This window comes from Cupriavidus sp. a3 (assembly GCF_051015765.1).
In the GTDB taxonomy this organism is placed as follows: domain Bacteria; phylum Pseudomonadota; class Gammaproteobacteria; order Burkholderiales; family Burkholderiaceae; genus Cupriavidus; species Cupriavidus oxalaticus_A.
In genome coordinates, this window is the sequence record NZ_CP170643.1 from 2,817,559 (window position 1) to 2,842,667 (window position 25,109).

Sequence of the window (25,109 nt, forward strand, 5' to 3'; positions counted from 1 at the left end):
CTCTTGCCGTCATCCTTCGACACGAATGACTGCGGGGGTCTCGAAGACTCAAGTCGGCATTCTTAAGAGCTTTCGACTTTCTTCGGCACCAGCAAAATCGGAACCGTTGCTGTCGCCACTACGCGTGAGGCGACCGAGCCCAATACCGCTGCCAGGAATGCACCTCGGCCATGGGTACCCATCACGATTGCATCCGCCCCACAGGCGCGGGCGAGTTCCACAATGACTTCGGCAGGTTCACCCGTGCGGCGATGCTCTGTCACGATGACATCTGCCGATTGGAGTAGCGGACGCAATGCAGCGAAGGCTTCCTCCGCTGCCTCGTCGGCCCATTGGTCGATCTGCTCCTTCGAGAAGTAAGCCTGCGGCCTTCCCACAATTTCCGGCGATGCGTGAACCATATGCACCGCCAGGGGCCGCTCGAAAAGGCCGGGGAGAAGCAGCCTCCGTGCCGCTGCAGCGCTGAAAGATGAACCATCGGTCGGGAGTACAACTACGGTCATCACACCCTCCTGTTCATCCGGAAACAACTTGCGTAAGAAATCGTGCCGGCAGCGGGCATGCACTGCGCCCGGGCCAAGGCTGATTTGGGGTGTTTACCAGCCAGTCGTGGACGGCCGGATAGACTCGCCGATCCGCGCCCCGGTACCCCGAGGGCACGATATGCGTCCCCAGTGCGTCGAGCCAGCTTGGAGGCAGGCTTCCAGCCATGCGGGTCAGCGGGGGTCGGATTACAGCATGGATCAATGGGGCCGCCTAGCAACACCAATGAGCGCGGCTCAGGATAGCCTGCCCCAACCAGGCGCGCCGCCGCGGCAAGGGCTGGTACAGTCGCCTGGCAGACTGCGAGCACGTCCAGCTCCGCAGGCTTCAGCCCCACCATGAAATGCTGCAATGTCAGCACAACATCGTCCAGATGCAAATCTCCCGCTGTCCGTTGAATGTCCCTGGCATTCACCCAGTCGGAGACATAAACGTCGCCCAAACCCGTGGAGTGAATCCATCCGCTCCATAGGGCGGGCGGGGTGAACAGGGCTTGATGTGGGCGCTGCCTGCCTATATCCATGGATTCCCTCCGTCGGGCGAGGGTGCTGGCCGATCGTTTTTAACTACATTAGCTTACGTACCCGCATCGCCCTTGATCCCCAGCAAGAATGCTGGTGGGCGCTGGATTCGCGAAACAGTCCTTTCCAGACACCATGCGTTGTTCCTAAGCTGCACTCATACCTTTGTTGGGAGGTGCCCGATGAAGAATGCACAGGCAGTGGGGAGGACGGGCCCGGAACTCAGCCGCCCTCAGGGATCCGATTCGAGGCCGGCGGCTCTGAACGCGCTTGCCACGCATCTCGACGAGCCGGGTGGGTTCGAGCTGTTTCGCGCCATCGACCGGGTTGCTGCCGCCATGGCAGCGAATGCGACGGGCGGCATCTCACCAACTGCGTTGTGGCTTGCCTATTCCGATTGGCTGGTTCATCTTTCCCGTTCTCCGGGAAAACAAGCGGAGCTTGTCAACAAGGCGTGGAAGAAGTTGGGCCGATTGGCAGCATATGCCGTCCGCCGGGCACTGACTGAGAATAAGACATCCAACTGCATCGAGCCACTTCCGGGCGACACGCGGTTTCGTGCCGAAGCCTGGCAAGAACTGCCATTCGTGCTCTGGTATCAAGCATTTCTCCTTACGCAGCAATGGTGGCACACCGCCACACATGATGTGCCCGGGGTCTCGCCGCACCACGAGAATGTCGTCTCGTTCTCCACGCGGCAAGTGCTGGATGTCTTTTCCCCGTCGAATTGCATCTTTACCAATCCGGAAGTGATTAATCGGTCTCTGCAGACCGGGGGGCGGAGCTTCGTCGACGGAATCCAGTGTTTCATTGAGGACCTCAGTCGGAACCTGAACAGCGAGCCACCCGCCGGGACCGAGAACTTCCGGGTTGGCGAAGACGTCGCGATCACGCCGGGCAAGGTCGTCTACCGGAATCACCTGATCGAACTCATCCAGTACACGCCGTCGACCGAGAGTGTCCACGCGGAGCCACTACTGATCGTTCCGGCCTGGATCATGAAGTTCTACATTCTTGATCTGTCGCCGGAAAACTCGCTGATCCGCTACCTCGTTGGCAAAGGGTTCACGGTTTTCTGCATCTCCTGGCGCAACGTCACTGCCGTTGATCGCAATCTCGGCTTGGATGACTATCGCCGCCTCGGCGTCATGGCGGCACTCGGGGCCATTGGCCCCATCGTGCCGAAAAGCAAGATCCATGCAATCGGCTACTGCCTCGGGGGCACGCTGTTGTCGATTGCCGCGGCGGCCATGGCGCATGTGGAGGACGAGCGGCTCGCCTCTGTGACACTGCTCGCCGCCCAGACCGATTTCAGCGAGCCGGGAGAACTCGAACTTTTCATCGATCACAGCCAGGTCGAGTCACTGGAGGGCCTGATGTGGCAACGGGGATACCTTCCGGCCTTCCATATGGCGGGGGCCTTCCAGCTACTGCGCTCGAACGACCTCATCTGGTCGCGCATGCTTCGCCATTACCTAATGGGTGAGCCGCCCCCGATGAACGCCCTCATTGCCTGGAACGCGGACGCGACCCGCCTTCCCTACCGCATGCATTCGGAGTATCTGAGGTCGCTCTTCCTAAACGGCGACCTTGCCGCCGGCAGGTATGTGGTAGACGAACATCCGGTTGCAATCCAGAACATCCGGGCGCCGATTTTCGCGGTCGGCACAGAATGGGATCACATCGCGCCATGGCCGTCGGTCTACAAGATCCACTACTTGAGTGACACCGACGTCACGTTTGTGTTGACCAGCGGCGGTCACAACGCCGGTATCGTCAGCGAACCCGGGCATCCGGGACGGCGCTACTGGCTCGCGCACAAGAAGGCGGAAGACCCGTGCCTTCACGCAGACCGGTGGCTCGAGCGTGCCGAACTCCGCGAAGGCTCCTGGTGGCCGGCATGGGTCGAGTGGCTGGAAGCCCGGTCGTCGCGCCAGCGCGTCCCGCCACCGGCAATGGGGGCGCCTGGGCGCGGCTTACCGATTCTGGCTGATGCCCCTGGGACGTATGTTCATCAACGTTGAACTGCGCATCTCCGATTGTGAGCACAAGGAAAACGGCCCTCTGAGCGCAACAATAACTGCTGTAAGGGAGGAATGCCGTGAGTATGGTGATCTCCCGAACTGCGGGACTTGATCTTCAGATTCTATGTTCCCTTCCTGCATGCGGCCTGCTCCACCCGCTCAGGTGACGGGCCGTTGAGAACGTCGATCGGAAGCGGGAAGACGATGGTGGACTCCCGGTCGCCCGCGATCTGCGTCAGGGTCTGCATGAGCCGCAGCTGCATCGCGGCCGGCTCCTTTGCTAGTATCTGCGATGCCGCCAGCAGCTTGAGCGAGGCTTGCATCTCGCCTTCCGCGTGAATGACCTTCGCTCGCCGCTCGCGCTCGGCTTCGGCTTGTCGGGCAATGGCACGCACCATGGATTCATCGAGATCAACGCGCTTGATTTCCACGCTTGAGATCTTGATACCCCAGGCATCGGTCTGGAGATCAAGTACAGCCTGAAGGTCGAGATTGAGCCTTTCTCGCTCGGCCAGCATCTCATCAAGCTCATGCTTGCCCAATATCGATCGGAGAGTGGTCTGCGCAAGCTGGCTTGTGGCTTCGCGGAAGTTCGCAACTTGGATGATGGCACGCTCGGGATCCACCACGCGAAAGTACACCACGGCATTAACCTTTACCGAGACGTTGTCATGCGAAATCAGATCCTGCGCTGGCACGTCCATCACCACCGTACGAAGGTCGACCCGCACCATCTGCTGGATTGCCGGCAGAACCAGCACAAGACCCGGCCCCTTGGCCTTCCAGAAGCGCCCCAGCATAAATACGACACCGCGCTCGTACTCGCGCAAGACGCGGAAGGCGGAGATGATGACCACCGCGACCAGGAAAAAGACGCCGGCGGCCGCGATCTCGGACACCATGATCTGGGCTCCCTTGTTGACTGATTCCTATTACACGCGAATGGCAGGACCCACGCCAATGTGGCAACACTTTCAGTGTAGGCGAAGCGACACCCAACGTCTGTTCGGGCGCTCGCTGACTAGGCAGTATAAGCGCTTGTATCCCACTTGAATCTCTCTGTACAATCGCCGCAGGGTGTCGGCACTGCGGCGTCGCAGTGAGACAGGTCGATGCGTTGGTCGGGCCGCCAACGCTGATTCGCTACGACCGTGGACCGACTCCCACCTCCACCTCCACCTCCCCCACCACAGCAGCCGTTGCCGCGCGCGCAGGTCTTGGCTGAAAAGGCCTTCTCGGCGCTCGAGCACTTTCTCCATATCGAAGCCGTCAGCGGCATTGTCCTGCTGGCCGCTGCCGGGATCGCGCTGCTATGGGCGAATTCATTAGCCGGCGATAGTTACCACGCTCTGTGGCACACGCCGATCTCGTTCGGCGTGGGCAGCCTCGTCGTGTCGCAGCCCTTGCATTTCTGGATCAACGACGCACTCATGACGATCTTCTTCCTCGTCGTGGGAATGGAAATTCGGCGCGAGATCCATGAGGGGGCGCTGGCGAACGTGCGACTTTCGGCCCTGCCAATGGCAGCGGCGCTCGGTGGCGTGCTTGTTCCCGCGTTGATCTATCTCGCGATGAATGCAGAGATGCCCCAGCGCCAGGGTTGGGCGGTGCCGACCGCCACCGACATTGCCTTTGCCGTCGGCGTGCTCGCGCTACTCGGCAAGTCCATTCCCGGCAACGTCCGGGTGTTCCTGCTCGCGCTTGCGATTATCGACGACATTGTCGCCGTCCTGATCATCGCGGTCGCCTTCTCGGGCGGGCTGGACTATGGTGGGCTTATCGTTGCTGGCGCAGGGATTCTGATGGTTCTCGGACTGCAATGGATTGGCGTCGGGACTGCCTACGCGTACGTTATACCTGGTGCCGTTCTGTGGCTGGGAATGCTGAAAACCGGCGCCCACCCGACGCTCGCTGGCGTGGTGCTCGGCATGATGACGCCGGTACTGCCCGGTCGCACCCGAGAGTGGCCGCTGGATATGGCCATGCGTGCGCTCAACGAGCTGCGCGCACGCGCGACCGCCCCAGCACCGCAGCCGGAACATGTCGCGGCACCGCTTAAGCAACTCCGTCAGGCACAGCGGGAGCTGCTGCCGCCCGTGACGCGCGTACAGATAGCGCTTCACCCCTGGGTTGCCTACATTGTTATGCCGCTCTTTGCCCTGGCAAATGCGGGGGTGAGCGTTGATGGCGTCGATCTCACGAATGGCGGCTCACTAGGCGCGATGCTTGGCGTTGTTGTTGCTCTGGTCGCAGGCAAGCCTCTCGGCATCGTGTCGGTCAGCTGGCTGGCGGTGCGCTTGGGCTGGTGCCAGTTGCCGCCCAACGTGACGTGGCGCGGTGTATGGTTGGTTGGCCTGCTGGCCGGCATTGGTTTCACGATGTCTATCTTCATCGCCACGCTTGCCTTTGAGGAGGCAAACCTCCTTAGCGCCGCCAAGCTTGGTGTGCTCCTGGCATCCGCGATGGCTGCCACCATTGGGCTGACTTGGGGTTTCTTCTACGCAAGACGCTTGAAATTGGTCCCCGAGGATAGCGCCGGTGCGTCTGCTGCCAGTTCCACAAACTGAAAAGAGCAAATGCTGATGAACTCGCGCGCGCCTCGACCAGCTGTGCCGAGATCGCGGCCACCTCCTCCCGCGCGCCCGCGGTCTCGGCCCGCGCCGCGTCGCGCTCGGCCGGTCGGCCTGCAGCGCGGCGTCAGTCAAATCCGAGGGTTGACCGCTATTCGTGAAGTATCCGACACATCTCCGTCAACCCACTGATTTGTATAGGAAATCAGCCGTTCTCGCTGCGTAGGGACGGACGTTGAGGGTGCCGAGGCAGGCTACTGCGCAACAAGTGTTGGCCCCAACCGCGAGGTGGTAAAGGCGCCGCTGGAAAGGCATGAGATCGAAGTCCGGCACTCGCGGTTCGAGCTTGAAGGATTTCAGCCCGAGCTTCAGCTTCTTGATGTCTTTGAACGCGATCAGATCGTCCTGAAGGGCGCGGATGTTGTGTCGGAGATTGGTCATCTCTGCGGCAAGATTGCGCAGGACCGAAACCTTCGAAAGGGATCGACCACACTGCCTACTGCATGGTCCACTGCAGCAAAAGAATCGATTGAGACACGGATAGGCGTTGTAGTCGGTGGCCGGAATCGCCGGCCTCTACTGCTGAGCGGTATTAAAAGATATGGCGAACACCTGCGGCAACGCCGATCATGGACGTCTGCCCGTTCGCAGGCGCGTAAGTATTATTGAGTAAAAGGCTCGCGCCATAGCCAGACGCCGCCGATTCGAGCATCAATCCGGCGTTCCGCGTATAGGCAGTGGACACATACAAATCTGTCCTCTTACTCAGACTATATTTCGCCATGAAGAGCAGTTGCCAGGGGTTCGCCACCGTAGCGTTTCCGTACAGATTCCGGACATTCTGGTAATCATACTCAACCGTCAGCTCTACGGCTGGAGTCAATTGATAATTCGCCCCTAACCAGTAATAGTCATCGCGCAGGACTGTCAGGCTATTCTGATCCTTGTTTTGTCCCCAACGATACCCACCCATGACCTTGGCCTTGCCATCGAACGTATAGCTCGCGGCGACCGCTACCCGCCGATTGGTACCGCTGCCTTGTGCGATCGACGGGTTGTACTGATCGTAGTCGATGGTAAAGCCGAATGCGCCGGGCGTATAGATCAGTGCTGCACCATACCCTGTATCAGTTCTGGCCCGCCCCGGCACCTCGCCATTGCCTCCGACCATGACTTGCTGAGCGAATGGACTGGTAGGCGGCAAAGTAATGCCCACACCAAAGGACCAATGCGCAATGGCGGTTACCGGCCCGACTGCAGCGGCGTACTGGATGGTATTGTTCTCGCGGAAATTCGCACCGGCTATCACACCGATCGGCTCATACTGAACCGAGTAGGCCGCAGGCATGAAATTGGCCAGCCCGAGAAAGAGTGAGGTGTACTGCCGCCCGAACGTCAGTTGGCCAAACTTGTCGCTGCGCAAACCAACGAACGCCTGTCGGTCAAACAGTGTGTTGTTCAATTCCAAGGCCCCTGTATCGGCCTGAATGCCGCTTTCCAGTACGAATAGCGACTTCATGCCCGCGCCAAGGTCCTCCTCTCCACGCAAGCCCCAGCGGGATCCCGCAACACCACCGCTATTCACTCGGGTGACGCTGTGCCCTGCCCCGGGATTATAGAGATTCGTGGGTAATGGAACGGATCCAACTCTATTGACGTATTCGAGATTAGTGTCAACGACTCCGTACAGCGTAACACTGGACTGTGCGTAGGCTGCGCCGGAAAAAAATCCGACGGCTGCACAGGTAAGAAGGCGCTCTTTCATGCTGCTATGTCTCCTCGTTGTTGTAGCGGTGGTAAGGAAGGCACGTGGAAAGAGAGCTGGCGAGGCCCGCCACAGCGGTCAGCCACATACCATCGAAACGCACGAAGGCGACTGCTGGGCGCGCGTCGTCGCTGTTGTGCCCAGGCATTCACCCACTCCCGCTGCTTCCGTGACGGGCGCGTCTATATCAGCCGTGGTGTCCGCTCTTCTGCGTGACGCATTCAGTGGGGGCGCTTCTCCGCGTCCGATGAGTAGGGACGAGCATGATTCCGCCGAGATAAACGCTTTCGAGGAGTTCGCAGTCCCTGTGCGCCTTTCCCGCGCTGTGATGGATTTCAACGCGATAGGCGCCGCTTTTTCCAGGCAGGCCGCCAAAACGGAAGTCGCCAAAATCGTCGCTTTCTGTAACGGCAATCTTCTTGTCTTCCTGATAAAGCGACACTTGGGCGCCCGCAACGCAATCGACGTTGCCAGATACCTCAACGCTGACGCTGCCGCCGATGAAGCACGCTTCCCAGCGCTCCAGCCCGCGGTAATAGACTCGCGGCCTCGCGCCCAGCTTAGGCAGCAGTACTTTCAATCCCTCAGTGAGTGCCTTCTGTGCCATGGCGTTGTCGTCAAGCTTCACCGCCTCGAAAACATCGGTTGGGCATGCTTGCTGGCAGCGCGGGCGCTGCCAGCCGCTGTCGAGCAGATGGGCATCGAAGATCCAGGTCTGAGGGACCTGGAGCTCCTCGTTCCAGACAATGGCCTTGTAGGGGCAGGAACGGGCAATGTCCTTGCGGCCCTTGGCTTTGATAGGGTCGATGATGACGATGCCGTCCTTGCGCTTCCTGATCGCGTCACCACCGACCTTCATGCATGGCGCGTTGTCGCAGTGGTTGCACATGACCGGCAGGTAGGTCGTTTCGACCATTGGTGCCTGACCCTCGACGCGGCGCAGAATGCGGATTGTGCTTTCGCCGGACACTGACGCAGGTGCCGAATACCCGGGAAAGTCGTTTCCGACGTGTTCGTCCCTCTCGGCAATGACGCAGTTGTAGCAATTCTCGCAACGGCCGACGTTGATGATGAGATTCCACTTACTCATGAGCGATACCTTTCTCGGCGCGGCTGCGCTTGAATTCCTCGGCACCATGCCATCTTTCAATCTGCACCAGACATGAATTGGGGCTCATGCTGCTGGTACCCCGCGTCTGAGGCCGGTCCGGCGTAAGAATGTTCATGCAGCCGCCGATTTCGACGGTTTCGCCTCCGATTTCCACCATCTGGAATTCGGCACTGGCCTCATGCGACTTCACCACGCCGGGAACCATCAACGGCGAAATATCTGCCGCACAGATCACCGCCCCGCGGTCGTTATAGACCTTGACCAGGTCGCGGTGCGCGATCCCGCGTTCATTCGCATCGACGGGATTGATGCGCAGCAGCCAGAAGTCATGGCCTGCGATATCGGCACGGTGGTCTCGCACGTGGTTCACTGCGCTGTTCTTGCCATCGCTCGACGTGTGGAAGCTATAGCGCGAGTGCGTGGCGATCATTTGTATCGGATACTTGCCCACCAGCGTGGCGGTCCCAAGACCTTCCCACGAGCGGATGTAGCGATTGAGCGCGGGCCGATCGGGATTGTCTGCCGTGTGGCGCTTGAGGATTTCGGGAACGAACTCAATCTTGCCACTGGGCGTTTGCACGCCCTTGCCGAATGCCTCCGCAAATTGGCTTGGCAGCGGGTGCGGCTCGGGGACGTCCTTCTGGCGGCCCTCCGCGAACCACCGCATATCCACCGGCTGGCGGAAATCCGGCCGTTCAGGCGGGACAACGTAGTAACCCTTGCGGCAGAACTCTTTCCACGAAATGTGGTTCGCCAGATCGGAGCCATCGAAAACGCGCTTGACCCAGTCAAGTTCCGAGCCGCCCTCGGTAAACAAGGCGCCGAGACCCAGCCGCTCCAGAATTGCGGTGAATATGTCGTAGTCGGAACGCGACTCACCGAGTGGCTCAATGCACTTGTGCTGCAGCGTTACGACACGATGATTGACGCCGGCAATCCCATGATGCGCGTATCCCCCCGAATTCGACCATTCGCCAATGTCCCAGCGCTCCAGCGAGCTGCAGGCCGGAAGAATGATGTCCGCGAACTGGGCTTCGCCCTCCATCCAGATCGACTGATTGACGACAAACTCAATGCTGGGGTGACGATAGGCATCGATCCATCGTCCGGACTTGGTGACGGTGCTGAATGCCGAGCCTCCATACCGGTAGATCATGTGAATCGGCGAATAGCCCGGCATCGGATAGGTGAACGGCGCGAACTGCGCCTCCTGCGAAATGCCGTCCCAGAGATAGCCACTGGCGTGCCCGTTGATGATCGCGTCGGGAAGCTGTTGCCGCGGAACCATTTGCTTGACGGGGTTCATCGTCAGGATGTGCGGCATCCGCTGATAGTTGCTGACGGCATTGCCGGTCCACATCAGGTCACCGGAAATCCCGCCATCCGCGTATCCCGGGAAGTAGAAATGGAGGTCCACTGGCGTGCCGAGCTGAAGGCATCCGAAATTGACCCCCGGCTTGCCCCAGCCCTGCATCGCCATCATCATGATCATGCAGCGTGCCCACTGTTGGCCGGTCGCGCCGCGGCCCGCGCCGCCGAACCCCGCGCCCGTCATGCCCGCCGCCAGATAGACCTTCCTGCTGCCCCACTTTCGCGCGAGTGCGCGCACGTCCCGGGCGGGCACTCCCGTTTCGGCTTCTTGCCACTCCGGCGTCTTTGGGATGCCGTCGGTTTGCCCGAGTAGATAGGCCTTCCACTCTTCGAAGCCCGTCGTGCGGGCCGCGACGTAATCTTTGTCGTACAGCCCTTCGACTGCCCATACGTACATGATTGCGGTTGCCAGCGCGGCGTCGGTTTGCGGCCGAATCGGAATCCAACGGCCGCCGAGCAATTGAGCCGTCGGATTGTTGTGCGGGTCGATGTGTATGAACTCGATGCCGAGTTCCTTGGCCCACAGGCGCCGTTGCGTGCCTTCGAAACCGGCATAGGCACCATTGGTGCTTTCGGGATCGGAGGACCAGAACACAATCAAGTCTGCTTCCTTGAGGCAATCCTCGATTCCGCCATAGCCCGCCGGGACGCCGATCCGCATGGAATTGCCAAAATGATGCATCGCCCCCCAGTACCAGCCCTCCCAACTGTCGGGATTGGCGGCGACCCGGGTGAAACCGATCAAATTGGCGAAGCGCGTCAAGGCGCTGAGGTAATAGCCGACGTTGCCCCACTGATGGTGGGACGACATCGGAAACGTGATGGCACCGGGACCGTGGACGCGTTTCTGCCGGTTGATCTCTTTGGCCACAATGTCCAGGGCCTCATCCCAGGAGATGCGCACGTAATCCGATTTCCCTCGGTTCTGCGGATTGCGATCGCCATCGGGATCGTAATCAACGCGCTTCATCGGATGAAGAATGCGCTTGTCCGAATAGACGACGGACTTCAGCGTCATGGCGTGAGGCGCCACCAGCGCGCGGCGCTGCGGTCGAAAGGTTCTCCCGCGCGCCTGGATCTCCCAGCCCTGCGCATCGTCGGCGTCGAACTCGATGGGTGTCACGCGCACGATGCGTCCCGCTTTTACGTAGACGAACAGCGGCCCCCCATTCGTGCAGGTGGCAAAGCGGCGCATGCCATCGGCCATTGGCGTACCCATCTCGACGCCCACAGTCTGGCTGAGGTTCAGCGTTTGCATGAACCAGACCACCACGGGGTCTGGCCCCTTCGTGATGACCTTGAAGTTCTTCGCGGCATGGATAATATCGCCCTGATCCGGGTTGGGCATCAGGAATTTCAGGGCCGTCGGCAAGTCCCTGAACAGCAGGCTGGCGTCGGCGTCGGCGCTCTTCGCATTCCGCGACCGCACCTTCCCACCCTTGATTTCGACGGTGATCCCAATGCTGCCGTCGAGCAGCCCAATGAAGGCGGTACAGTTCTTCTGTTTCAGGCGCCGGCGGAAGTCCGCGTGCTTCCACGCGGTCAGGTTCAGAACCCTTGGCAAGGCGAACAAGATGGTTCGAAGGACAATCCTTTTCATCGCTAGATCGAGCCTCGGGTCACGCCGGATGAGTGAAGTCGAGCGGGTATGGAAACCGACCTGCCAGGAGATCCCGCACCCGTGCTGCGTCGGCAGCGGCGCATTGAACGAATGCGACGGTACCCCGCCTGATATCCGGCCCGACACGTACGCTGGCGGGTACACCGGCCTGCTCCAGTTGTTCGCGGAAGACTTCCTCGACGGCGCGCATGCGCAACTCCGCGCGTGCCACTTTGCCAATGGGAGTCAGCGGCAGCGTTTGCAGAACTTCGATGCGTGCAGGTACAGCGGCGCGCTCCGGTACTAGCGTGCGTGCCGCGGCCAGCAATTCGTCGGCCGTGAGAAGGTGCCCCGGCTTGAGCGTGACATAGGCAACAGGCAATTCACCGGCGTGCACATCCGGCTGGCTGACGGCTGCAACCATCGCCACGGCCGGATGCTGAAGGAGCGCTTCTTCGATCATTGCCGGATCGATATTGTGGCCGCCTCGAATGATCAGTTCCTTGGCACGGCCCGTCAGGTGCAGGTAGCCATCCTTGTCCAGATAACCGAGGTCGCCAGTGTTGAGCCAGCCAGGCTTTAGCCAGATGTCGCGGTTATCGTGCTCCCGCAAGTAGCCGGGGAACACATTGGGGCCATGAATACCGATAACACCCGTTTCGCCCGGAGCGGCCGGCTCAGTGGCAAGGCCCGCGCGACCAGTCTTCCAGACTCCGATGGCCTGGTGAGGCAGGCGCAACCCAACGCTGCCAAGGCGGCGCTCGCCCAGAGGCGGATTCAGGGCCGAAACGCAGGCGCCTTCAGTCATCCCGTAACCCTCGTACAACGGGATGCCGGCGGCCGCTTCAAATCGCCTTGCCACTTCGGCCGGCAGCGGCGCCGCACCGCAGAATGCGAAACGAAGCGAGGAAATATCGGCACCATCGCGAGGCAGGTCGGCGAGCGCGCTATAGATTGTTGGCACACCACTGAAGCTGTCCGCCTTGAATCGTTCGACCAGCTTCCAGAAATTCGGCATCACGCCGTGACCGCGATAGCCGGCCGCGGTCAGCATGACGACCTCCCAGCCACTATGGAAGGCGGCCAGGCCGGTGACCATCGCGCCGTTCACATGGAACAGCGGGAGACCGCACAGGATTGTGTTGGGAGACGGGCTGAGAACGCCCAGCATGACGGCGACGAACGCCTCATTGAGATGCGCGTGCGTGGCGACCTTCGGCAGGCCGGTGGTGCCACCGGTGTGGAAGTACGAACAGATGTCGCCCGGCAAAATGCGTCGCTTGGATACCAGCATGTCTGAAGGCTCCGCAGCCAACGCGTCTTCGAAGCTGACCACCTTCACTTCCACGCGAGCCGGCCGCGACGCAAACTGGAAGGCCGCTTCCAGGCGTTTGCGCTCGTCGTCGCCAACGTAAGGCCTGGCGCTGACGACAAATAGGGTCTGCACCGCAAGGCAGCGGTCAACCACCGCGACCGCCTTATCCCATAGCGTGCTGTCTTCCATCGGTGCGCAGGCGACCAGCGCCCGGGCCCCGGTTTCCTCGACGATGGCTACAATATGATCCACCTCGAGCATGGGGTTGATGGGGCTGGCAATACCCGCGGCCTGCGCGCCAAGCAAGGCGAAATGCGTCTGCGGCAGGTTCGGAAGCAGCAGGCTCACGGCAGTGCCCGGGGCAATGCCACTACGGTGGAAGGCATTGGCCGCCTGCGTCACGCGCGCCTTGAGTGTGGCGTAGTCGACAGCAAACTCTTGCGCATCCGGCTCGCCGTTCATCACGAAACGAAGCGCTGTCCGTTCTGCATAGCGATCGCAGGCCCGGCACAGGAGTTCGTATGTGTTTTGCGCGGGAACCTTGTCTTCCCACGGTGTGCGCTCAAAGGCGTCGATATCGGCCTGGGTCCGGATTTCGCCGGACAAGGTCCCGCCGCCCACTGTCGTATCGGGCATGCTTGTCTCCTTGATTGATGGCTGTTTTGTCAGGATTGCTGTGGCAGCAGGACGGCGCGCCCGGGCTCGCGCCGGGTGACGTGCTGGTATGCCTGCTCAACGTGCGAAAGCGGGAAGGTCTTTACGCAAATCGGGCGAAGGGACGTTGCGCATGTGGCAAGCGATTTCAATACAGCCTTGTTCGAGCGGAACGTCGTCCACCCATACCGTGCGCCATGCGGAACCAGGGCGTGTTTGGCCCGTTTGCCAGCCAGCGAAGCAACGCCGCCCGCGACGAGGCCCAGCCTGTCGAAGTTGCCAAGCAACGGATGGACCGTTGTTGCATGGCCCACCGCGTCAGACGAGAGCAGGTGCAGCAGCTCTGCTTCGTCGTCCCAGTTGGCGAAGTTCAGCGTGGCGGCAAAGTGCCGCGGCAAACTGGCGAGCGATTGCGCATGGCGGTCAACCACTTCGGTGGCACCAGCATCCAAACAGGCCTGGAGCCCGTTCTTTGAGCCGACCGCAGTGACATTGGCTCCCAGCAGGCGGAGCAACCTGACAGCAATTTGTCCGAGGCCGCCAGTCGCCCCATACACAAGTACGGCCCGTCCGTTCACGGTATCACGCGAAATGCCAGCATCCGCGAATGCTCTGGCCACGGTTTGGAAGTTGTAGGGCAACGTGGCAAGGGCGTCAGCGGGAATCGACGAAGGGCTGTGCGCAACGTGGTCAGGCCGGACGATTACGTGCGTGGCATGCGTCCCTTCGCTTGACGGCGGCTTGGCCCCGAACACAGCGTCGCCTTCACGCAGGCCTGTCACGCCAGCCCCCACGGCACAAACAGTCCCGGCGAAATCATTGCCGAGAACGAGGGGCAGGCGCGTTGCTCCCAATAACGAGAAGATTCTCCTGCCATAGCCGCTGCGTCGGCGCACATCGATAGGATTCACCGCCGCTGCCTCGACCTTCACCACGATCTCGCCTTTGCGCGGTTTCCGGTAAGGCATTGGACGAACCTCGAGCGCGAAGTCCTCGCCAAATCCGTCGATCGCGGCCACCGCGGCAGTTGGTTCGCCGTATGGGATGTTCATGCCGACACCACGCGATTGCGCTGCTCACCCAGCTCGATTGCCCCATCGTCAGTGCGTATCGAAGCGGTCATGATGTCGCCCGGCTGCAGATAGGCGGGGTTCGAGCGGCCCTTCTTGATGAAAAGTTGCCACTTCGTACGCTCGGACAGTACGTGGCGGAACATCCACATCGCGAGCTTTCCCGGCGCTCGGGCTGCGCAGCCTGCTGGCGTGCCGGTAGCGATGAGGTCGCCTGGCTGCAGATCATGCAGGGCCGACAACTCGGTCAGCGTCTGGTGCGGTTTGAAGATCATGTCGCCGCAGTACGTGTCCTGTCGTGGCTGCCCGTTCACATGGAGCCGCATGCGCAGTTCAGGCCAGCGTGCCCACTCTTCTGCGTTCAGCAGTACCAGGAAGGGACCCACGGGGCCAAAGCTGCGATAGCTTTTTCCTTTGTAGAACTGAGCCTGTGGCAACTGGACGTCGCGTGCGGAAACGTCATTGACAATCGTTACACCTGCCAGAAACTCGTGAAGCTGGTCCGGCCCGACACGCAGTGCGTCCGTCAGGGGTTTGCGGACAACCAGACCAAGCTCGATCTCGTAGTCGAGCAGGTGCACATGCCCCGGCCGCACCACGTCGGCATCAGCCGCGGCAAGACAGGATGGAGCCTTGGTGAACAGCGTGTTGAAGCCAATCTTTTCGGGGTCCATGCCAGATTCGCGTACATGACTGGCGTAGTTAATGCCCTGGCACAGGAACTGGCGGTCTGGCGTGACTGGCGGCAGCAGCGTGACGCCATCAAGCGCAAGTGTTGCCTCGCCCGCGGTGCTGCGCCAGGCGGCTTCCAGGCCATTGGTAACGAAGTCCGCAGTACTGGCGCCATCGCAGCGCAATGGTGCGATAAGGCGGTCGTGGACCACACCCCAGTGTGACTCGCCGGCGTGGATATATCGGACGACCTTGACAGCCATTTGTTCTCCTTGATGTGTTGGTTCTGCAGCGCCTGCAATAGAGCATTCACAGCCAGGGTCTGGCAGGGCTCATGGCGCGGCCAAGCAACTTCAGGCGCTCCAGGGACAGCCGACCGGTCCGCAGCAATCCAGCCACACGGAGCACCGTGTCGAAATTGCGCTTGACGCCCATGCTTGCCGGCACGTCATCGCCCCAGGCCCAGATGCCGGCCATGTCGAGGGGGACGTAATGCGTTTCATGGTCCGCGGTGAAAACATCGCCGTCGGTGTAGTGCTCGAACTCCATGCCGTCCGGATCGAACCAGTAATCGAAGAGTTGGCTTCCGAGGACGTGCCGTCCGATGCCCCACATATGCCGGTGGCCGTTCGCACGCAGCACGTTGTGGCCCTGTCCGAGCGCATCAAGGTCGAGCACCTCGTACGCACTGTGCTCATACTTTTCCTCAATGCCTCCCGCGAGCACGAAGGAGTGATGGTCCGCGGGCGTGCTTCCCAGATCCAGGCGGAAGAAGCAGAGGTTCGGAGACCCGTCCTCGAGATACTGAACATCGGTCGGGATCAGGCCGAGATGCCGCATGTACCAGCGGGCCATGCCAGCAAAGTCAACGGTCTGCAGAACGACGTGGCCGAGCTTCACCACGGCCGCAGGCTCCAGCGGCGGCCGCACCATAGCGTTCACCCTGCGGAGCTGGCCTGGATCATTGGTGAGAACGTGTGTCGGTGCGCGCAATGGGAGCCGATCGAGCGGCGCCTGCCCAGTGACAAGCCACAGCAGGTTGCCGGCCGGGTCGGTCAGTTCGACGCCGGTTCCGCCTCCGGGAACGGCGTCCGGCGGAAGTCGGCGGGCATTCGCCTCGGCTTCGAGGCGAACCAGGTCCGCCTCGCTGCGAACGGCAAACGCGGCGCCGACATAACGTGAGCGCTGACCCTTCCGTATCGACAGCAGGCATGGTTGCGGCCCCGCGCCGCGCATCAGCAACTGCTTGTCCGTGCGCGACACGCTACACATGCCGAAATCCGTCAGGAAGGTCTCTGCAGCACGCAAGTCATGTTTTTCAAAGATGAGAAAAGCAAGCGCCTGGGCTTTCACCAGGGCTTCTGGCCGCTGGAGTTTCTGGACCGAGGAAGGCAGTGCACTTTCTGGAAATGCTGGCGGCGTGCGCAGCACGCTGCGAGGCTGGCGGGTCATGTCGTCTCCTTGAAGTGGCCGGGCACGCTCTGCAGCGACGCCCGATCTTTTGATGAGATTATGGTCATCCTGACCTATAAGTCAATATGAAAATACAGATCCAGATGTCGCAGCCGGTACCGTTTCACCGGTTGCGCGGGAGCCGGCGCCGAAAATCAGAGAATCCAGCACCTGGGGCGTCACGGGCACCCGGTCGCTACGGTCAATGCGCTCGGCGGTGTCCCGTTCTGAATTCACGCTGATCAGTACGATCTTGTGTACTGAGCCAGCCGGAAGATTTCCGAAACTCGCGTCGAGCGAGCCGCGCGCAGCAGTACGGTCCAGCAGGCCACGCACGCCGAGGTTGTCCACCAAGCCTCCGTCCACAAGATGCAGGTATGGCCTGTTCTCAGCATCGAGATGGTTTGGGCATTGGCATGCAGCATCCTTGCCTGCAGATTGCGGTCGCTGCGTACCGTATCCGCGAGTTGGGCCGCCCGGGGACAGGCACCGGCATAGTTGCGCAGCGTCACCGGACTGAGCAGAATCGGAACCGATGACGACGCGGCGACCGCGAATGACAGGGGCACGCTGCTCAGGTCTGAGCAGATCAGGGCAAACTGCTCGGGGGTGAACTCGAACGCCGCTCCGGTGGTAAGGTCGGTCGCGGTTACCAGCAGATGCAGCCCGCGGCTTCGGCCGCGCAGGTCGCCGAAGGTCTTGCCCCGGCAAAGCGCGTCAAGCTTTTCCTGCAGGACATTGGTGCGGCCGAACCATGGCGAGGTCATCCTGTACAGCGTGCCGGGCGAATATCCGACAAAGGTTCTCGTCAGGTGGGCCGCATCAGCGAATCCGGTATCGCTTGCAAGGTGGGTCAGCGTGGTCCGGTCTGAAAGCCGTGAAAATGCGAACCGGTAGCGCTGCCATAGCTGATATGTCCGCAGCGGAATGCCAATTTCATCGACGAACAAATGCGAGAGCCGGCTTTCCGACAAGCAAAGTCTGTCCGCCACTTGTGGCAATGGCACGCGATTCGGAAAATCAGCGTCAATGGCTGCCAATAGTTCGTTGCTACGGTTACGCAGTCCACGGGACAGTTCGACGGCAAGACCTGCGCTCTGGCAGAGAGCCACGAGCGCCTCAACCTCGGGCTCGTCCGGCACTTCTGCGTCGAAGCAGTGCCGCAGGGAATCCAGCACCTCATGCGAAGCAATCGTTCGCAACTCCCGTAGCCCGTTTGCCTGTCGCCGACGGTTTCCGACTCCGCATTCATTTTGCGAGACTTTCTTGACGGCAATCGCTCACATCGACAGGCGCGGGCATGCGAGGCGCAGGCATGCCGAGCGTGTCCTTCTTGTCCTGACAGGATCCCTGCCAGCAACTCTAGCCGAGCTGCGCAATTGATCGGTGACGCTGCTGCTCGGCGGCGCGGCCGCAGCCAGCACGCTGGTGGCTTCCGGCGTGCCCGGACCTGCTGCGGCAGCAGCGTCGGCAGAAAGGGCGAATACCGCAAAGGCTAGCGGCAAGGCCTCGGGCAGCTACAGACATGGTGAGAATTATATGTGACCAGTCGGCTATTTAAATATGAAAAAAATCAGTACAGCAATCGCTTTAACGTGACTTGCTGGAACCGGCGGCAGGCGTCGCCATTACACTCAACCTTGCTGCGCAGGACCGCCCCTTCCCAGGCCTCGATGATGACGGACGCGAGCTGCGCGGAATCACTGTCCGCCGGCAGTTCCCGGCGCGTCCTGGCCTCGTCAAGACAAGGCGTGATCATGCCCTCCCAGCGCGCCAGAATGCGCTCCAGGGCCTTTCGGACTCCATCGCTGGTATTAGACAATTCGAGGGAAAGGTTGCCTACAAGGCATCCGATCCTAAAATTTTGTGCTGCGTGGTCGGCCACCAGCAGTTCGAATAATTTTTCGATCCTAGCCAACGGCGGGATGCGCGCGTCATACATCACTTTGCCGTGGCGTTGTTCAATGGACTCCCAATAGGCTTCGAGCACTTCAGCGGCAAAGGCTTCCTTGCTGTCGAAATAGCTGTAGAAGGAGCCCTTGGGGACATCGGCGGCAGCGACGATGTCCTGCACGCCGGACCCGTTGAAACCGGCGCTGTGAATCACACGACCACCGTCGATAAGCAGCCGGCTACGGATCTCGGGGTTAGCGGGTCTTGGCATGTTCGCGATGGTTGGTGAGCAGTGGAGAGAACAATAGACGACTGGTTGGCTATTTGTCAAGCATACGATGACGATCGTCTATGCTTGTCCATCTGCGAAGCACACGGCGGTCGACTGTGGGCGAGCGCGAACGTGCCCGGCACGATCTATCAATTCACGGTGCCTGCCCATCCATACGCTTCATCGTGATTGCACAGCGCGACGACATCAGTTGTCCCCGACTTGCGCGTGCCAGTTCAGTGAGACCGCGCGATGAAGATTTGACAATAGCCAACCAGTCGTCTATTATTTATTCACTGCTCACGATTCACCGAGACGTGCCAAGACCCGCCAACTCAAGCCGTTGGCCAGAATTGAAAAGTTGTTCGAGTTGCTGCTGGCGGACCGCGCGGGGCAAGAGTTCGGGTCTCGCGGTGGCGACTTTTCGCGCGAATTGTCCAATGTCAGCGGCGAAGCGTTGCGCTCGATCTTGCTGCGCAGGACCGCCCCAGATTCCCGGCGCGCCAGAGTGCGCTCCAGAGCCGTTCGGATGGCGAAGTTTGCCGACGATTTTGCAAAGTGACGCTCAAGCGGTTGTTGTACTGAAATTTTTTTATGGTTTTAAATAGACGACTGGTCGTTTATAAAATAACGACAGGCTCAACGCGGATCTGTTGACATTCATCCTTAGTTGAAACGACGCCCACGGGGCTCACCATTAAGAGGTACTTTGCATGTCCAATTTCCCCACCCAGTATGCAGATCCCGTTGATCCGGCTCTGCCGAAGTCCACCATTACGCTGGACCTGCCACGCACCGCGCTCGTCGTGATTGACCCGCAGATCGACTTCATGAGCCCCGCAGGCCGCAGCTGGGGCGTGGTCGGAGAAAGCGTGACGGAGCAGAACCTCGTGCCCAACCTGGTCCGTCTGTTCGAGGCCGCAAAACAGGCCGGTATCACGGTCGCCATCTCTCCCCACTATTACTTTCCCCATGATCACACATGGAAAGTGCAGGGCCCCGCCGAAATGTTCCAGCATGCCATCGGCATGTTCGACCGTCCGGGCGCGCTGAACCTGGACGGATTCCGTGAGTCGGGCGCGGACTTCATGCCGGAGCTCAAGCCGTACATCGAGGATGGCAAGACCATCATCTGCTCCACGCACAAGCTGTACGGCCCGCAGGCCAACGACCTTGTCCTGCAGTTGCGCAAGCAGCGCGTCGATCAGGTGATCCTTGCGGGCATGGCCGCCAATCTGTGCGTCGAATCCCATCTGCGCGATCTGCTGGAGCAAGGTTTCGAAGTTGCTGTCGTGCGCGACGCTGTAGCAGGGCCGAAGCTACCCGAAGGGGACGGGTATCACGCGGCACTGGTCAACTTCCGCTTTATCGCAAACGCGCTGTGGGATACCAACGAAACCGTGCAGCGGTTGGCAGGAAAGGTTGGGGCCGCCGCGTAGCGCCTGTCACGCGCCAGGGGCGACAGCCCCTGGCGCGGCAATGGCAGGGTGCATGAACGGTTCAAAGAATGCATAGGGGCGACTCACATGCCTAAGATTCCTTCGCGCTACAGCTATTTCGCATATGGCGTTATCCAAGCCGGACTGACCTGCTCCATCGCTGCTGCCATCGCAAGCATTCCATTTGCAGACGAAGGCCAGTTCTTTCAGCACTGGCTAAGGTCCTGGAGCGTTTCCTGGCTGACCATGCTGCCCGTTGTCGTGTCGGCCACGCCCATCATTCGCCGCCTGGTCGATCGCATGACAAACCACCCTTAGGTCATAGCAAATTCAAAGCATCCGCAAACCCACGCAGGCGGGAGTCGATCGGCGCGCCTGAATGCCTCACCCCACGTTCCATCCTCTCAAGGAGTCAGCATGACCCAATCCCAATTCAGCCCATCCTCCCGTCAAGCCCTGAGCGATGACATCATCGACGCCAAGATCCGCAAGGGGCTCACATTCGAGCAGATCAACGAAGGCACCGGACTGAGCCTGGCATTTGTCACGGCCGCCCTGCTCGGCCAGCATCCGCTACCCTCCCCCGCGGCAAAGATCGTCGCCGACAAGCTGGACCTGGGCGAAGATGCCGTGCGCCAGTTGCAGACCATTCCTGTGCGCGGCAGCATTCCTGGCGGCGTGCCGACTGACCCGACCATCTACCGCTTCTACGAGATCGTGCAGATCTACGGCTCGACGCTCAAGGCCCTGGTTCACGAGCAGTTCGGCGACGGCATCATCAGCGCCATCAACTTCAAGCTCGACATCAAGAAGGTGGACGACCCCGAGGGCGGCCACCGCGCGGTGATCACCCTCGATGGCAAGTACCTGCCGACCAAGCCGTTCTAATGTCTTAATGTGACGCGACCCCTTGTCGGATGACGCGCGCAGCCTGGCGGCGGCAGCCGCAGACGAAACCACCGGACAGCGAGTGACCAGTGCTTCCAGCTGTTGATTTGCAGCGAATCTGGACCCAGGATTTGCATCGAAAACTGACCGTAAACCGTCATTGCGCGTGCACTTCGGCATCTATGGCAATGCAGCCAGCGCTACTCGAGGCATGCGCTCAAGACGCCTATGGATCAAGCCGTCCAGTTGCCTCGGATTTCTTACTATCACGAGTTTCCCGACATGGCTATCAAGCTGCTGCATCCCCTGGCCGGCCCACGCCACGGCAACAAGGTGGTACAGCGACTGACTTGCGCTGGCGACGACGACCGATGCGTTTTTGTGCTTGAGTGTCGCTACTTCACGTCAGTGATGACACCTAGAGGCCTGCGCGTCTATCCAGGCGCAAAAAATTGGCGCCTGTCCAGCGGAGAACTTGTCGAGTTGATCGACAGAGATCTGTTTCTCGTCCCTCACACCGGGGAAATGCTCACGAAAGTTGGATGATTCGAAAACGGTCGGATGACTCGCCAGGCCGCGGTCAAGCACAACATGTAAGCTCGTTTGACGTCTTCTTCATAGGCTCCATTCTCACTGAAGAGTGGGAGCCTCCGGAAAAACCGGCACGGTTCACATTGAGCAGTGTGCGGTGTGGAATCACAGCGCCGCTAGCGTTCGGGGCGGGTGCTAGGAATAGTTTGTTCGACCAAGCCGCAAGAGCGCGGAGGCATGATGTGCGGAATTGTAGGAATCGTCGGGGCAGGACCAGTCAATCAGTTGTTGTATGACACACTCCTGTTACTACAACATCGTGGGCAAGATGCCGCTGGCATTGCGACTTCGCGGGGAAGTCAGTTTTATTTGCACAAAGCGAAGGGACTTGTACGCGATGTGTTTCGTACCCGCGACATGCGCTCACTCTACGGGCACAGCGGAATAGGCCATACACGATATCCAACGGCAGGTTCAGCTGCGAGCGACGAAGAGTCCCAGCCGTTTTATGTAAACGCCCCTTTCGGCATTACGCTATCGCACAACGGCAACCTAACCAATACGACGCAGTTGCGCGCCGAACTTCAGTCGCTCAATCACCGACACGTCAATACCCGGTCTGACTCAGAGGTCCTGTTGAACGTCCTCGCGAGCGAGTTACAGGATGTGACCTGTGGCACAGGTATTGATAGCGACGCCGTATTCCGCGCAGTCTCCGGCGTCCATCGTCGCGTGCGTGGAGCGTACGCCGTAGTTGCGAGTATCGCCGATCAGGGGTTGCTCGCATTTCGCGACCCTAACGGTATCCGTCCCCTGTGCATTGGTTACCGTGAATTCGGGCCGACGAGGGAATGGATGGTCGCTTCAGAATCCGCAGCCCTGGAAGCGAGCGGGTTCACCTTGATGCGCGACGTAGCGCCCGGCGAAGGTATATTCATTGACCACGCAGGGAAATTGTCTTACAAGCAATGTGCATCAAGTGCGCGCAACCTTCCATGTGTATTCGAATATGTCTATTTCGCTCGGCCGGACTCGGTGATTGAGGGAGTGTCAGTGTATGCCGCACGGATGCGGATGGGCGAATACCTTGCCAGATCGGTCGCGTCGAATTTCCGCTCGGCCGACATTGATGTGGTAATGCCAGTTCCCGATTCGTCCCGTCCCGCAGCCATGCAGCTTGCAGCCAGCCTAAACCTTCCTTATCGCGAGGGGCTGGTAAAGAGCAGTTACATAGGTCGCACTTTTATCATGCCTGGCCAACAAATGCGCCAAAAATCCGTACGCCAAAAGCTTAACGCCATGGGCGTAGAGTTCAAGGGGAAGAACGTTCTCATCGTTGATGATTCAATCGTTCGTGGGACTACCAGCCGTGAAATCGTCAACATGGCACGCGCTGCGGGCGCCAATCGAGTCTACCTTGCCTCTGCGGCAGCCCCAATCCGTCACCCAAACGTTTACGGAATCGATATGCCCTTGCGAAAGGAACTGATTGCAAGCGGCCGCGATATCGACCAGGTTAGCACCATCCTCGGCGTGGATGGTTTGGTGTATCAGGACATCATGGACATGCAAAGATCGGTAACCGATCTTAATCCGGCCCTCAGAGGGCTCGAGACGTCATGTTTTGATGGCCGATACGTAACGGGCGACGTTACGCCCCAATACCTGGAGAAGCTAGGTGAGCTGCGGCGATGCTAGCTCTCTCTCCAGCGCCGGATGCTGGTCCAGCGCCACCATCGCAGTCATCAGCTTTGTCAGCGAGGCAACTGGCGCGAGGGGCTTGTCCTGTAGTTCCCCAAGCAGTGCTTCAAACTCTGCAAGTCGGGTTTCCGCCGGGCGCGTATTGTCACGAACGAGCGCTTTGATCGCAACCAGTTGTTGTCGGTATTCAACTGCAGAGCGACCCTGTTTCGTTGTGGTCTTGTTGTAAGCGTGCCGAACCAGATCGGAAACGCGACTTCCGATTTGATAGAGCAGCGAATCGGTCAACTCGAGCAGCGTCACGCGTAGGAAAAACACCATGCCGCTTGACGTGCGGCGGACGGCGACACGTGCCGCACTTGAACACCATCCCTAAGCAACCATGGGGAGGCGCTCGCTGTCCTCCGGCGCCGCGCTTTCCGCGCGCGACGGCATGCCACCAAACGCCGCGTACTCGGCGCGCAGGTATTGCTCGAACGGCGCGCCGACCTCGGCGTGGCGCAGCCCTAACTCGACCGTGGCCATCAGGTAGCCGAGCTTGCTGCCGCAGTCGAAGCGGCGCCCATGGTAGCGATAGGCGAGCGCCTGCTCGTCGGTCAGCAGCGCCTGGATCGCGTCGGTGAGCTGCAGCTCGCCGCCAACGCCCGGCTTGAGCGCATGCAGGTAGTCGAAGATGCGCGGCATCAGCACATAGCGCCCTACCACGCCGAGGTTGGATGGCGCCGCTTCCGGCGCCGGCTTCTCGACGATACCGGACATCTTGAAAACCCTGCTGTCCCAGGGCTTGCCGTCGACCACGCCATAAGAGCGCGAGTTCTCCGGCGCGATCTCCTCTACCCCGATCACCGAGCTGTGGTAGTGGTCGAACACCTGGATCATCTGCTTGAGCACCGGCGTGGGCGCGTCAAGCAGGTCGTCGGCCAGGATCACGGCGAATGGTTCGTCGCCCACCAGCTTGCTCGCGCAGCGCACCGCATGGCCGAGCCCGAGGGGCTCGGACTGCCGCACGTAGAAGCAGTCGACATGGCTGGGCTTGATGCTGCGGACCAGATCGAGCAGTTGCTGCTTGCCGCGCGCCACCAGTTCGGCCTCGACCTCGTAGGACTTGTCGAAGTGATCCTCGATCGCGCGCTTGCTGCGGCCGGTCACGAAGATCAGTTCGGTGATGCCGGCGGCAACCGCCTCCTCCACCGCATACTGGATCAAAGGCTTGTCCACCACCGGCAGCATTTCCTTCGGGCTGGCCTTGGTGGCCGGCAGGAAACGCGTGCCGAGACCCGCTACCGGAAATACTGCTTTCTTGACCTTGAGCATGGCCTACCCCGACGTATGTTGGTTATTGGTGAATGCAGCGTATTCCCTGGGCCGGTTTCCGGCCTGCCAACAGTTCGCCATATTCCGACATGGATGTGCATTGCCGTGCGCGGCCACGGTGAAGCCCACCGTCGGCATGGCGCTGGTTTTTGGCGGATTGTGCCGGCATCGGGCGGTTAAGCTTGCGGTACCGGCACCGGGCGGCTCCGGTGCAAATGACGGTCGCGAGCAAAAAAAGGCTTCCCACGCGCTACGACCGCGATGCGTTCTGCCAGGTCCTGGCCACCGGCATCGACGACACGGGCGTGGTGCTGTTCAGGGCGATGCCGCGGCACACCCTGTCGGACCCATGAACCGTGAATCGCCGCAGCGGCGAAGCGCAGGGGCGAGCATCGCCCGCGGAG

General features: G+C 60.4%; 22 protein-coding genes and 1 pseudogene. 9 read left to right on the plus strand and 14 right to left on the minus strand.

From position 1 onward, the window contains the following. Nucleotides 1–62: 62 nt before the first annotated feature. Complete coding sequence (locus tag ACAD63_RS13615) at nucleotides 63–503, minus strand: universal stress protein (protein WP_434032830.1); 441 nt, start codon at nucleotides 501–503, stop codon at nucleotides 63–65. An 899-nt stretch (nucleotides 504–1,402) separates the two neighbouring features. On the opposite strand from ACAD63_RS13615, the gene ACAD63_RS13620 reads away from it, so the two are divergent. Continuing rightward, nucleotides 1,403–3,088 carry a PHA/PHB synthase family protein gene (locus ACAD63_RS13620; protein WP_434033992.1) on the plus strand — a complete coding sequence of 562 codons (1,686 nt, stop codon included), beginning with the start codon at nucleotides 1,403–1,405 and terminating at the stop codon, nucleotides 3,086–3,088. A gap of 122 nt (nucleotides 3,089–3,210) precedes the next feature. Here the strand turns inward: ACAD63_RS13620 and ACAD63_RS13625 are convergent, their stop codons facing one another. Then, entirely contained in the window at nucleotides 3,211–3,990 is a 780-nt protein-coding gene (locus ACAD63_RS13625; RefSeq protein WP_434032831.1) for a slipin family protein, read from the minus strand. Between the two features lie 249 nt (nucleotides 3,991–4,239). Here ACAD63_RS13625 and nhaA point away from each other — a divergent pair, with 249 nt between their 5' ends. Further along, a complete protein-coding gene (nhaA, locus tag ACAD63_RS13630) occupies nucleotides 4,240–5,655 on the plus strand; it encodes a Na+/H+ antiporter NhaA (RefSeq protein ID WP_434032832.1) in 1,416 nt (471 codons plus the stop codon). Nucleotides 5,656–5,838: 183 nt separating this feature from the next. On the opposite strand, the gene ACAD63_RS13635 is transcribed toward nhaA, so the two are convergent. The 10 genes from ACAD63_RS13635 to ACAD63_RS13680 form a co-directional block, all read right to left on the minus strand. Beyond that, complete coding sequence (locus ACAD63_RS13635) at nucleotides 5,839–6,099, minus strand: hypothetical protein (RefSeq protein ID WP_434032833.1); 261 nt, start codon at nucleotides 6,097–6,099, stop codon at nucleotides 5,839–5,841. Nucleotides 6,100–6,250: 151 nt separating this feature from the next. Beyond that, the gene (locus tag ACAD63_RS13640) at nucleotides 6,251–7,423 is read right to left on the minus strand and encodes a porin (RefSeq protein WP_133093156.1); all 1,173 of its coding nucleotides are present in this window, start codon (nucleotides 7,421–7,423) and stop codon (nucleotides 6,251–6,253) included. A 187-nt stretch (nucleotides 7,424–7,610) separates the two neighbouring features. Next, nucleotides 7,611–8,513 (minus strand): 4Fe-4S dicluster domain-containing protein, encoded by a 903-nt coding sequence (locus tag ACAD63_RS13645; protein ID WP_434032834.1) that lies wholly within the window; start codon nucleotides 8,511–8,513, stop codon nucleotides 7,611–7,613. Next, the gene (locus ACAD63_RS13650) at nucleotides 8,506–11,505 is read right to left on the minus strand and encodes a molybdopterin-dependent oxidoreductase (RefSeq protein ID WP_434032835.1); all 3,000 of its coding nucleotides are present in this window, start codon (nucleotides 11,503–11,505) and stop codon (nucleotides 8,506–8,508) included. The genes ACAD63_RS13645 and ACAD63_RS13650 overlap by 8 nt, the downstream gene beginning before the upstream one ends. Before the next feature lie 19 nt (nucleotides 11,506–11,524). Then, nucleotides 11,525–13,456 carry an acyl-CoA synthetase gene (locus ACAD63_RS13655; RefSeq protein ID WP_434032836.1) on the minus strand — a complete coding sequence of 644 codons (1,932 nt, stop codon included), beginning with the start codon at nucleotides 13,454–13,456 and terminating at the stop codon, nucleotides 11,525–11,527. A 29-nt stretch (nucleotides 13,457–13,485) separates the two neighbouring features. Beyond that, entirely contained in the window at nucleotides 13,486–14,526 is a 1,041-nt protein-coding gene (locus ACAD63_RS13660; protein WP_135706571.1) for an alcohol dehydrogenase catalytic domain-containing protein, read from the minus strand. Beyond that, nucleotides 14,523–15,479, minus strand: a complete 957-nt coding sequence (locus tag ACAD63_RS13665) for a fumarylacetoacetate hydrolase family protein (protein ID WP_135706570.1) — start codon at nucleotides 15,477–15,479, stop codon at nucleotides 14,523–14,525. Before ACAD63_RS13665 ends, ACAD63_RS13660 begins: the two co-directional genes overlap by 4 nt. A 46-nt stretch (nucleotides 15,480–15,525) precedes the next feature. After that, nucleotides 15,526–16,668 (minus strand): VOC family protein, encoded by a 1,143-nt coding sequence (locus tag ACAD63_RS13670; RefSeq protein WP_135706569.1) that lies wholly within the window; start codon nucleotides 16,666–16,668, stop codon nucleotides 15,526–15,528. 242 nt (nucleotides 16,669–16,910) lie between these two features. Continuing rightward, the gene (locus ACAD63_RS13675; protein WP_434032837.1) at nucleotides 16,911–17,846 is read right to left on the minus strand and encodes a helix-turn-helix domain-containing protein; all 936 of its coding nucleotides are present in this window, start codon (nucleotides 17,844–17,846) and stop codon (nucleotides 16,911–16,913) included. 395 nt (nucleotides 17,847–18,241) lie between these two features. Continuing rightward, nucleotides 18,242–18,832: a TetR family transcriptional regulator C-terminal domain-containing protein gene (locus tag ACAD63_RS13680; protein ID WP_434032838.1), complete on the minus strand. Its 591-nt coding sequence runs from the start codon at nucleotides 18,830–18,832 to the stop codon at nucleotides 18,242–18,244. A 361-nt stretch (nucleotides 18,833–19,193) separates the two neighbouring features. Here ACAD63_RS13680 and ACAD63_RS13685 point away from each other — a divergent pair, with 361 nt between their 5' ends. The 6 genes from ACAD63_RS13685 to purF all read left to right on the plus strand — a co-directional run bounded on the left by ACAD63_RS13685 (nucleotide 19,194) and on the right by purF (nucleotide 23,388). Continuing rightward, nucleotides 19,194–19,394, plus strand: coding sequence for a hypothetical protein (locus tag ACAD63_RS13685; protein WP_434032839.1), 201 nt, complete (start codon nucleotides 19,194–19,196; stop codon nucleotides 19,392–19,394). Nucleotides 19,395–19,545: 151 nt separating this feature from the next. Continuing rightward, on the plus strand, nucleotides 19,546–20,271 hold the full coding sequence (locus tag ACAD63_RS13690) for a cysteine hydrolase (protein WP_434032840.1): 726 nt from the start codon (nucleotides 19,546–19,548) through the stop codon (nucleotides 20,269–20,271). Nucleotides 20,272–20,358: 87 nt separating this feature from the next. After that, nucleotides 20,359–20,589, plus strand: coding sequence for a DUF2798 domain-containing protein (locus ACAD63_RS13695; protein WP_133096742.1), 231 nt, complete (start codon nucleotides 20,359–20,361; stop codon nucleotides 20,587–20,589). Nucleotides 20,590–20,688: 99 nt separating this feature from the next. Further along, on the plus strand, nucleotides 20,689–21,159 hold the full coding sequence (gene cynS, locus ACAD63_RS13700; RefSeq protein ID WP_434032841.1) for a cyanase: 471 nt from the start codon (nucleotides 20,689–20,691) through the stop codon (nucleotides 21,157–21,159). 282 nt (nucleotides 21,160–21,441) lie between these two features. Continuing rightward, complete coding sequence (locus ACAD63_RS13705) at nucleotides 21,442–21,705, plus strand: hypothetical protein (protein WP_135706564.1); 264 nt, start codon at nucleotides 21,442–21,444, stop codon at nucleotides 21,703–21,705. Nucleotides 21,706–21,930: 225 nt separating this feature from the next. Further along, nucleotides 21,931–23,388: an amidophosphoribosyltransferase gene (purF, locus tag ACAD63_RS13710; protein ID WP_135707092.1), complete on the plus strand. Its 1,458-nt coding sequence runs from the start codon at nucleotides 21,931–21,933 to the stop codon at nucleotides 23,386–23,388. Nucleotides 23,389–23,430: 42 nt separating this feature from the next. Here the strand turns inward: purF and ACAD63_RS13715 are convergent. Together ACAD63_RS13715 and galU are read right to left on the minus strand one after the other, a co-directional pair. Continuing rightward, a pseudogene (locus tag ACAD63_RS13715) lies at nucleotides 23,431–23,712 on the minus strand (hypothetical protein); the annotation flags it as partial. Between the two features lie 51 nt (nucleotides 23,713–23,763). Then, entirely contained in the window at nucleotides 23,764–24,705 is a 942-nt protein-coding gene (gene galU / locus ACAD63_RS13720; protein ID WP_135706563.1) for a UTP--glucose-1-phosphate uridylyltransferase GalU, read from the minus strand. A gap of 215 nt (nucleotides 24,706–24,920) precedes the next feature. Here galU and ACAD63_RS13725 point away from each other — a divergent pair, with 215 nt between their 5' ends. Then, entirely contained in the window at nucleotides 24,921–25,058 is a 138-nt protein-coding gene (locus tag ACAD63_RS13725) for a hypothetical protein (protein WP_434032842.1), read from the plus strand. Nucleotides 25,059–25,109: the final 51 nt, after the last annotated feature.

Coding starts and splice junctions, on each gene's coding strand:
- ACAD63_RS13615 (WP_434032830.1), bottom strand. CDS start 503: ATGACCGTAGTTGTACTCCCGACCGATGGTTCATCTTTCAGCGCTGCA.
- ACAD63_RS13620 (WP_434033992.1), top strand. CDS start 1,403: ATGGCAGCGAATGCGACGGGCGGCATCTCACCAACTGCGTTGTGGCTT.
- ACAD63_RS13625 (WP_434032831.1), bottom strand. CDS start 3,990: ATGGTGTCCGAGATCGCGGCCGCCGGCGTCTTTTTCCTGGTCGCGGTG.
- ACAD63_RS13635 (WP_434032833.1), bottom strand. CDS start 6,099: ATGACCAATCTCCGACACAACATCCGCGCCCTTCAGGACGATCTGATC.
- ACAD63_RS13640 (WP_133093156.1), bottom strand. CDS start 7,423: ATGAAAGAGCGCCTTCTTACCTGTGCAGCCGTCGGATTTTTTTCCGGC.
- ACAD63_RS13645 (WP_434032834.1), bottom strand. CDS start 8,513: ATGAGTAAGTGGAATCTCATCATCAACGTCGGCCGTTGCGAGAATTGC.
- ACAD63_RS13650 (WP_434032835.1), bottom strand. CDS start 11,505: ATGAAAAGGATTGTCCTTCGAACCATCTTGTTCGCCTTGCCAAGGGTT.
- ACAD63_RS13655 (WP_434032836.1), bottom strand. CDS start 13,456: ATGCCCGATACGACAGTGGGCGGCGGGACCTTGTCCGGCGAAATCCGG.
- ACAD63_RS13660 (WP_135706571.1), bottom strand. CDS start 14,526: ATGAACATCCCATACGGCGAACCAACTGCCGCGGTGGCCGCGATCGAC.
- ACAD63_RS13665 (WP_135706570.1), bottom strand. CDS start 15,479: ATGGCTGTCAAGGTCGTCCGATATATCCACGCCGGCGAGTCACACTGG.
- ACAD63_RS13670 (WP_135706569.1), bottom strand. CDS start 16,668: ATGACCCGCCAGCCTCGCAGCGTGCTGCGCACGCCGCCAGCATTTCCA.
- ACAD63_RS13680 (WP_434032838.1), bottom strand. CDS start 18,832: ATGCCAAGACCCGCTAACCCCGAGATCCGTAGCCGGCTGCTTATCGAC.
- ACAD63_RS13690 (WP_434032840.1), top strand. CDS start 19,546: ATGTCCAATTTCCCCACCCAGTATGCAGATCCCGTTGATCCGGCTCTG.
- ACAD63_RS13695 (WP_133096742.1), top strand. CDS start 20,359: ATGCCTAAGATTCCTTCGCGCTACAGCTATTTCGCATATGGCGTTATC.
- cynS (WP_434032841.1), top strand. CDS start 20,689: ATGACCCAATCCCAATTCAGCCCATCCTCCCGTCAAGCCCTGAGCGAT.
- ACAD63_RS13705 (WP_135706564.1), top strand. CDS start 21,442: ATGGCTATCAAGCTGCTGCATCCCCTGGCCGGCCCACGCCACGGCAAC.
- purF (WP_135707092.1), top strand. CDS start 21,931: ATGTGCGGAATTGTAGGAATCGTCGGGGCAGGACCAGTCAATCAGTTG.
- galU (WP_135706563.1), bottom strand. CDS start 24,705: ATGCTCAAGGTCAAGAAAGCAGTATTTCCGGTAGCGGGTCTCGGCACG.
- ACAD63_RS13725 (WP_434032842.1), top strand. CDS start 24,921: ATGACGGTCGCGAGCAAAAAAAGGCTTCCCACGCGCTACGACCGCGAT.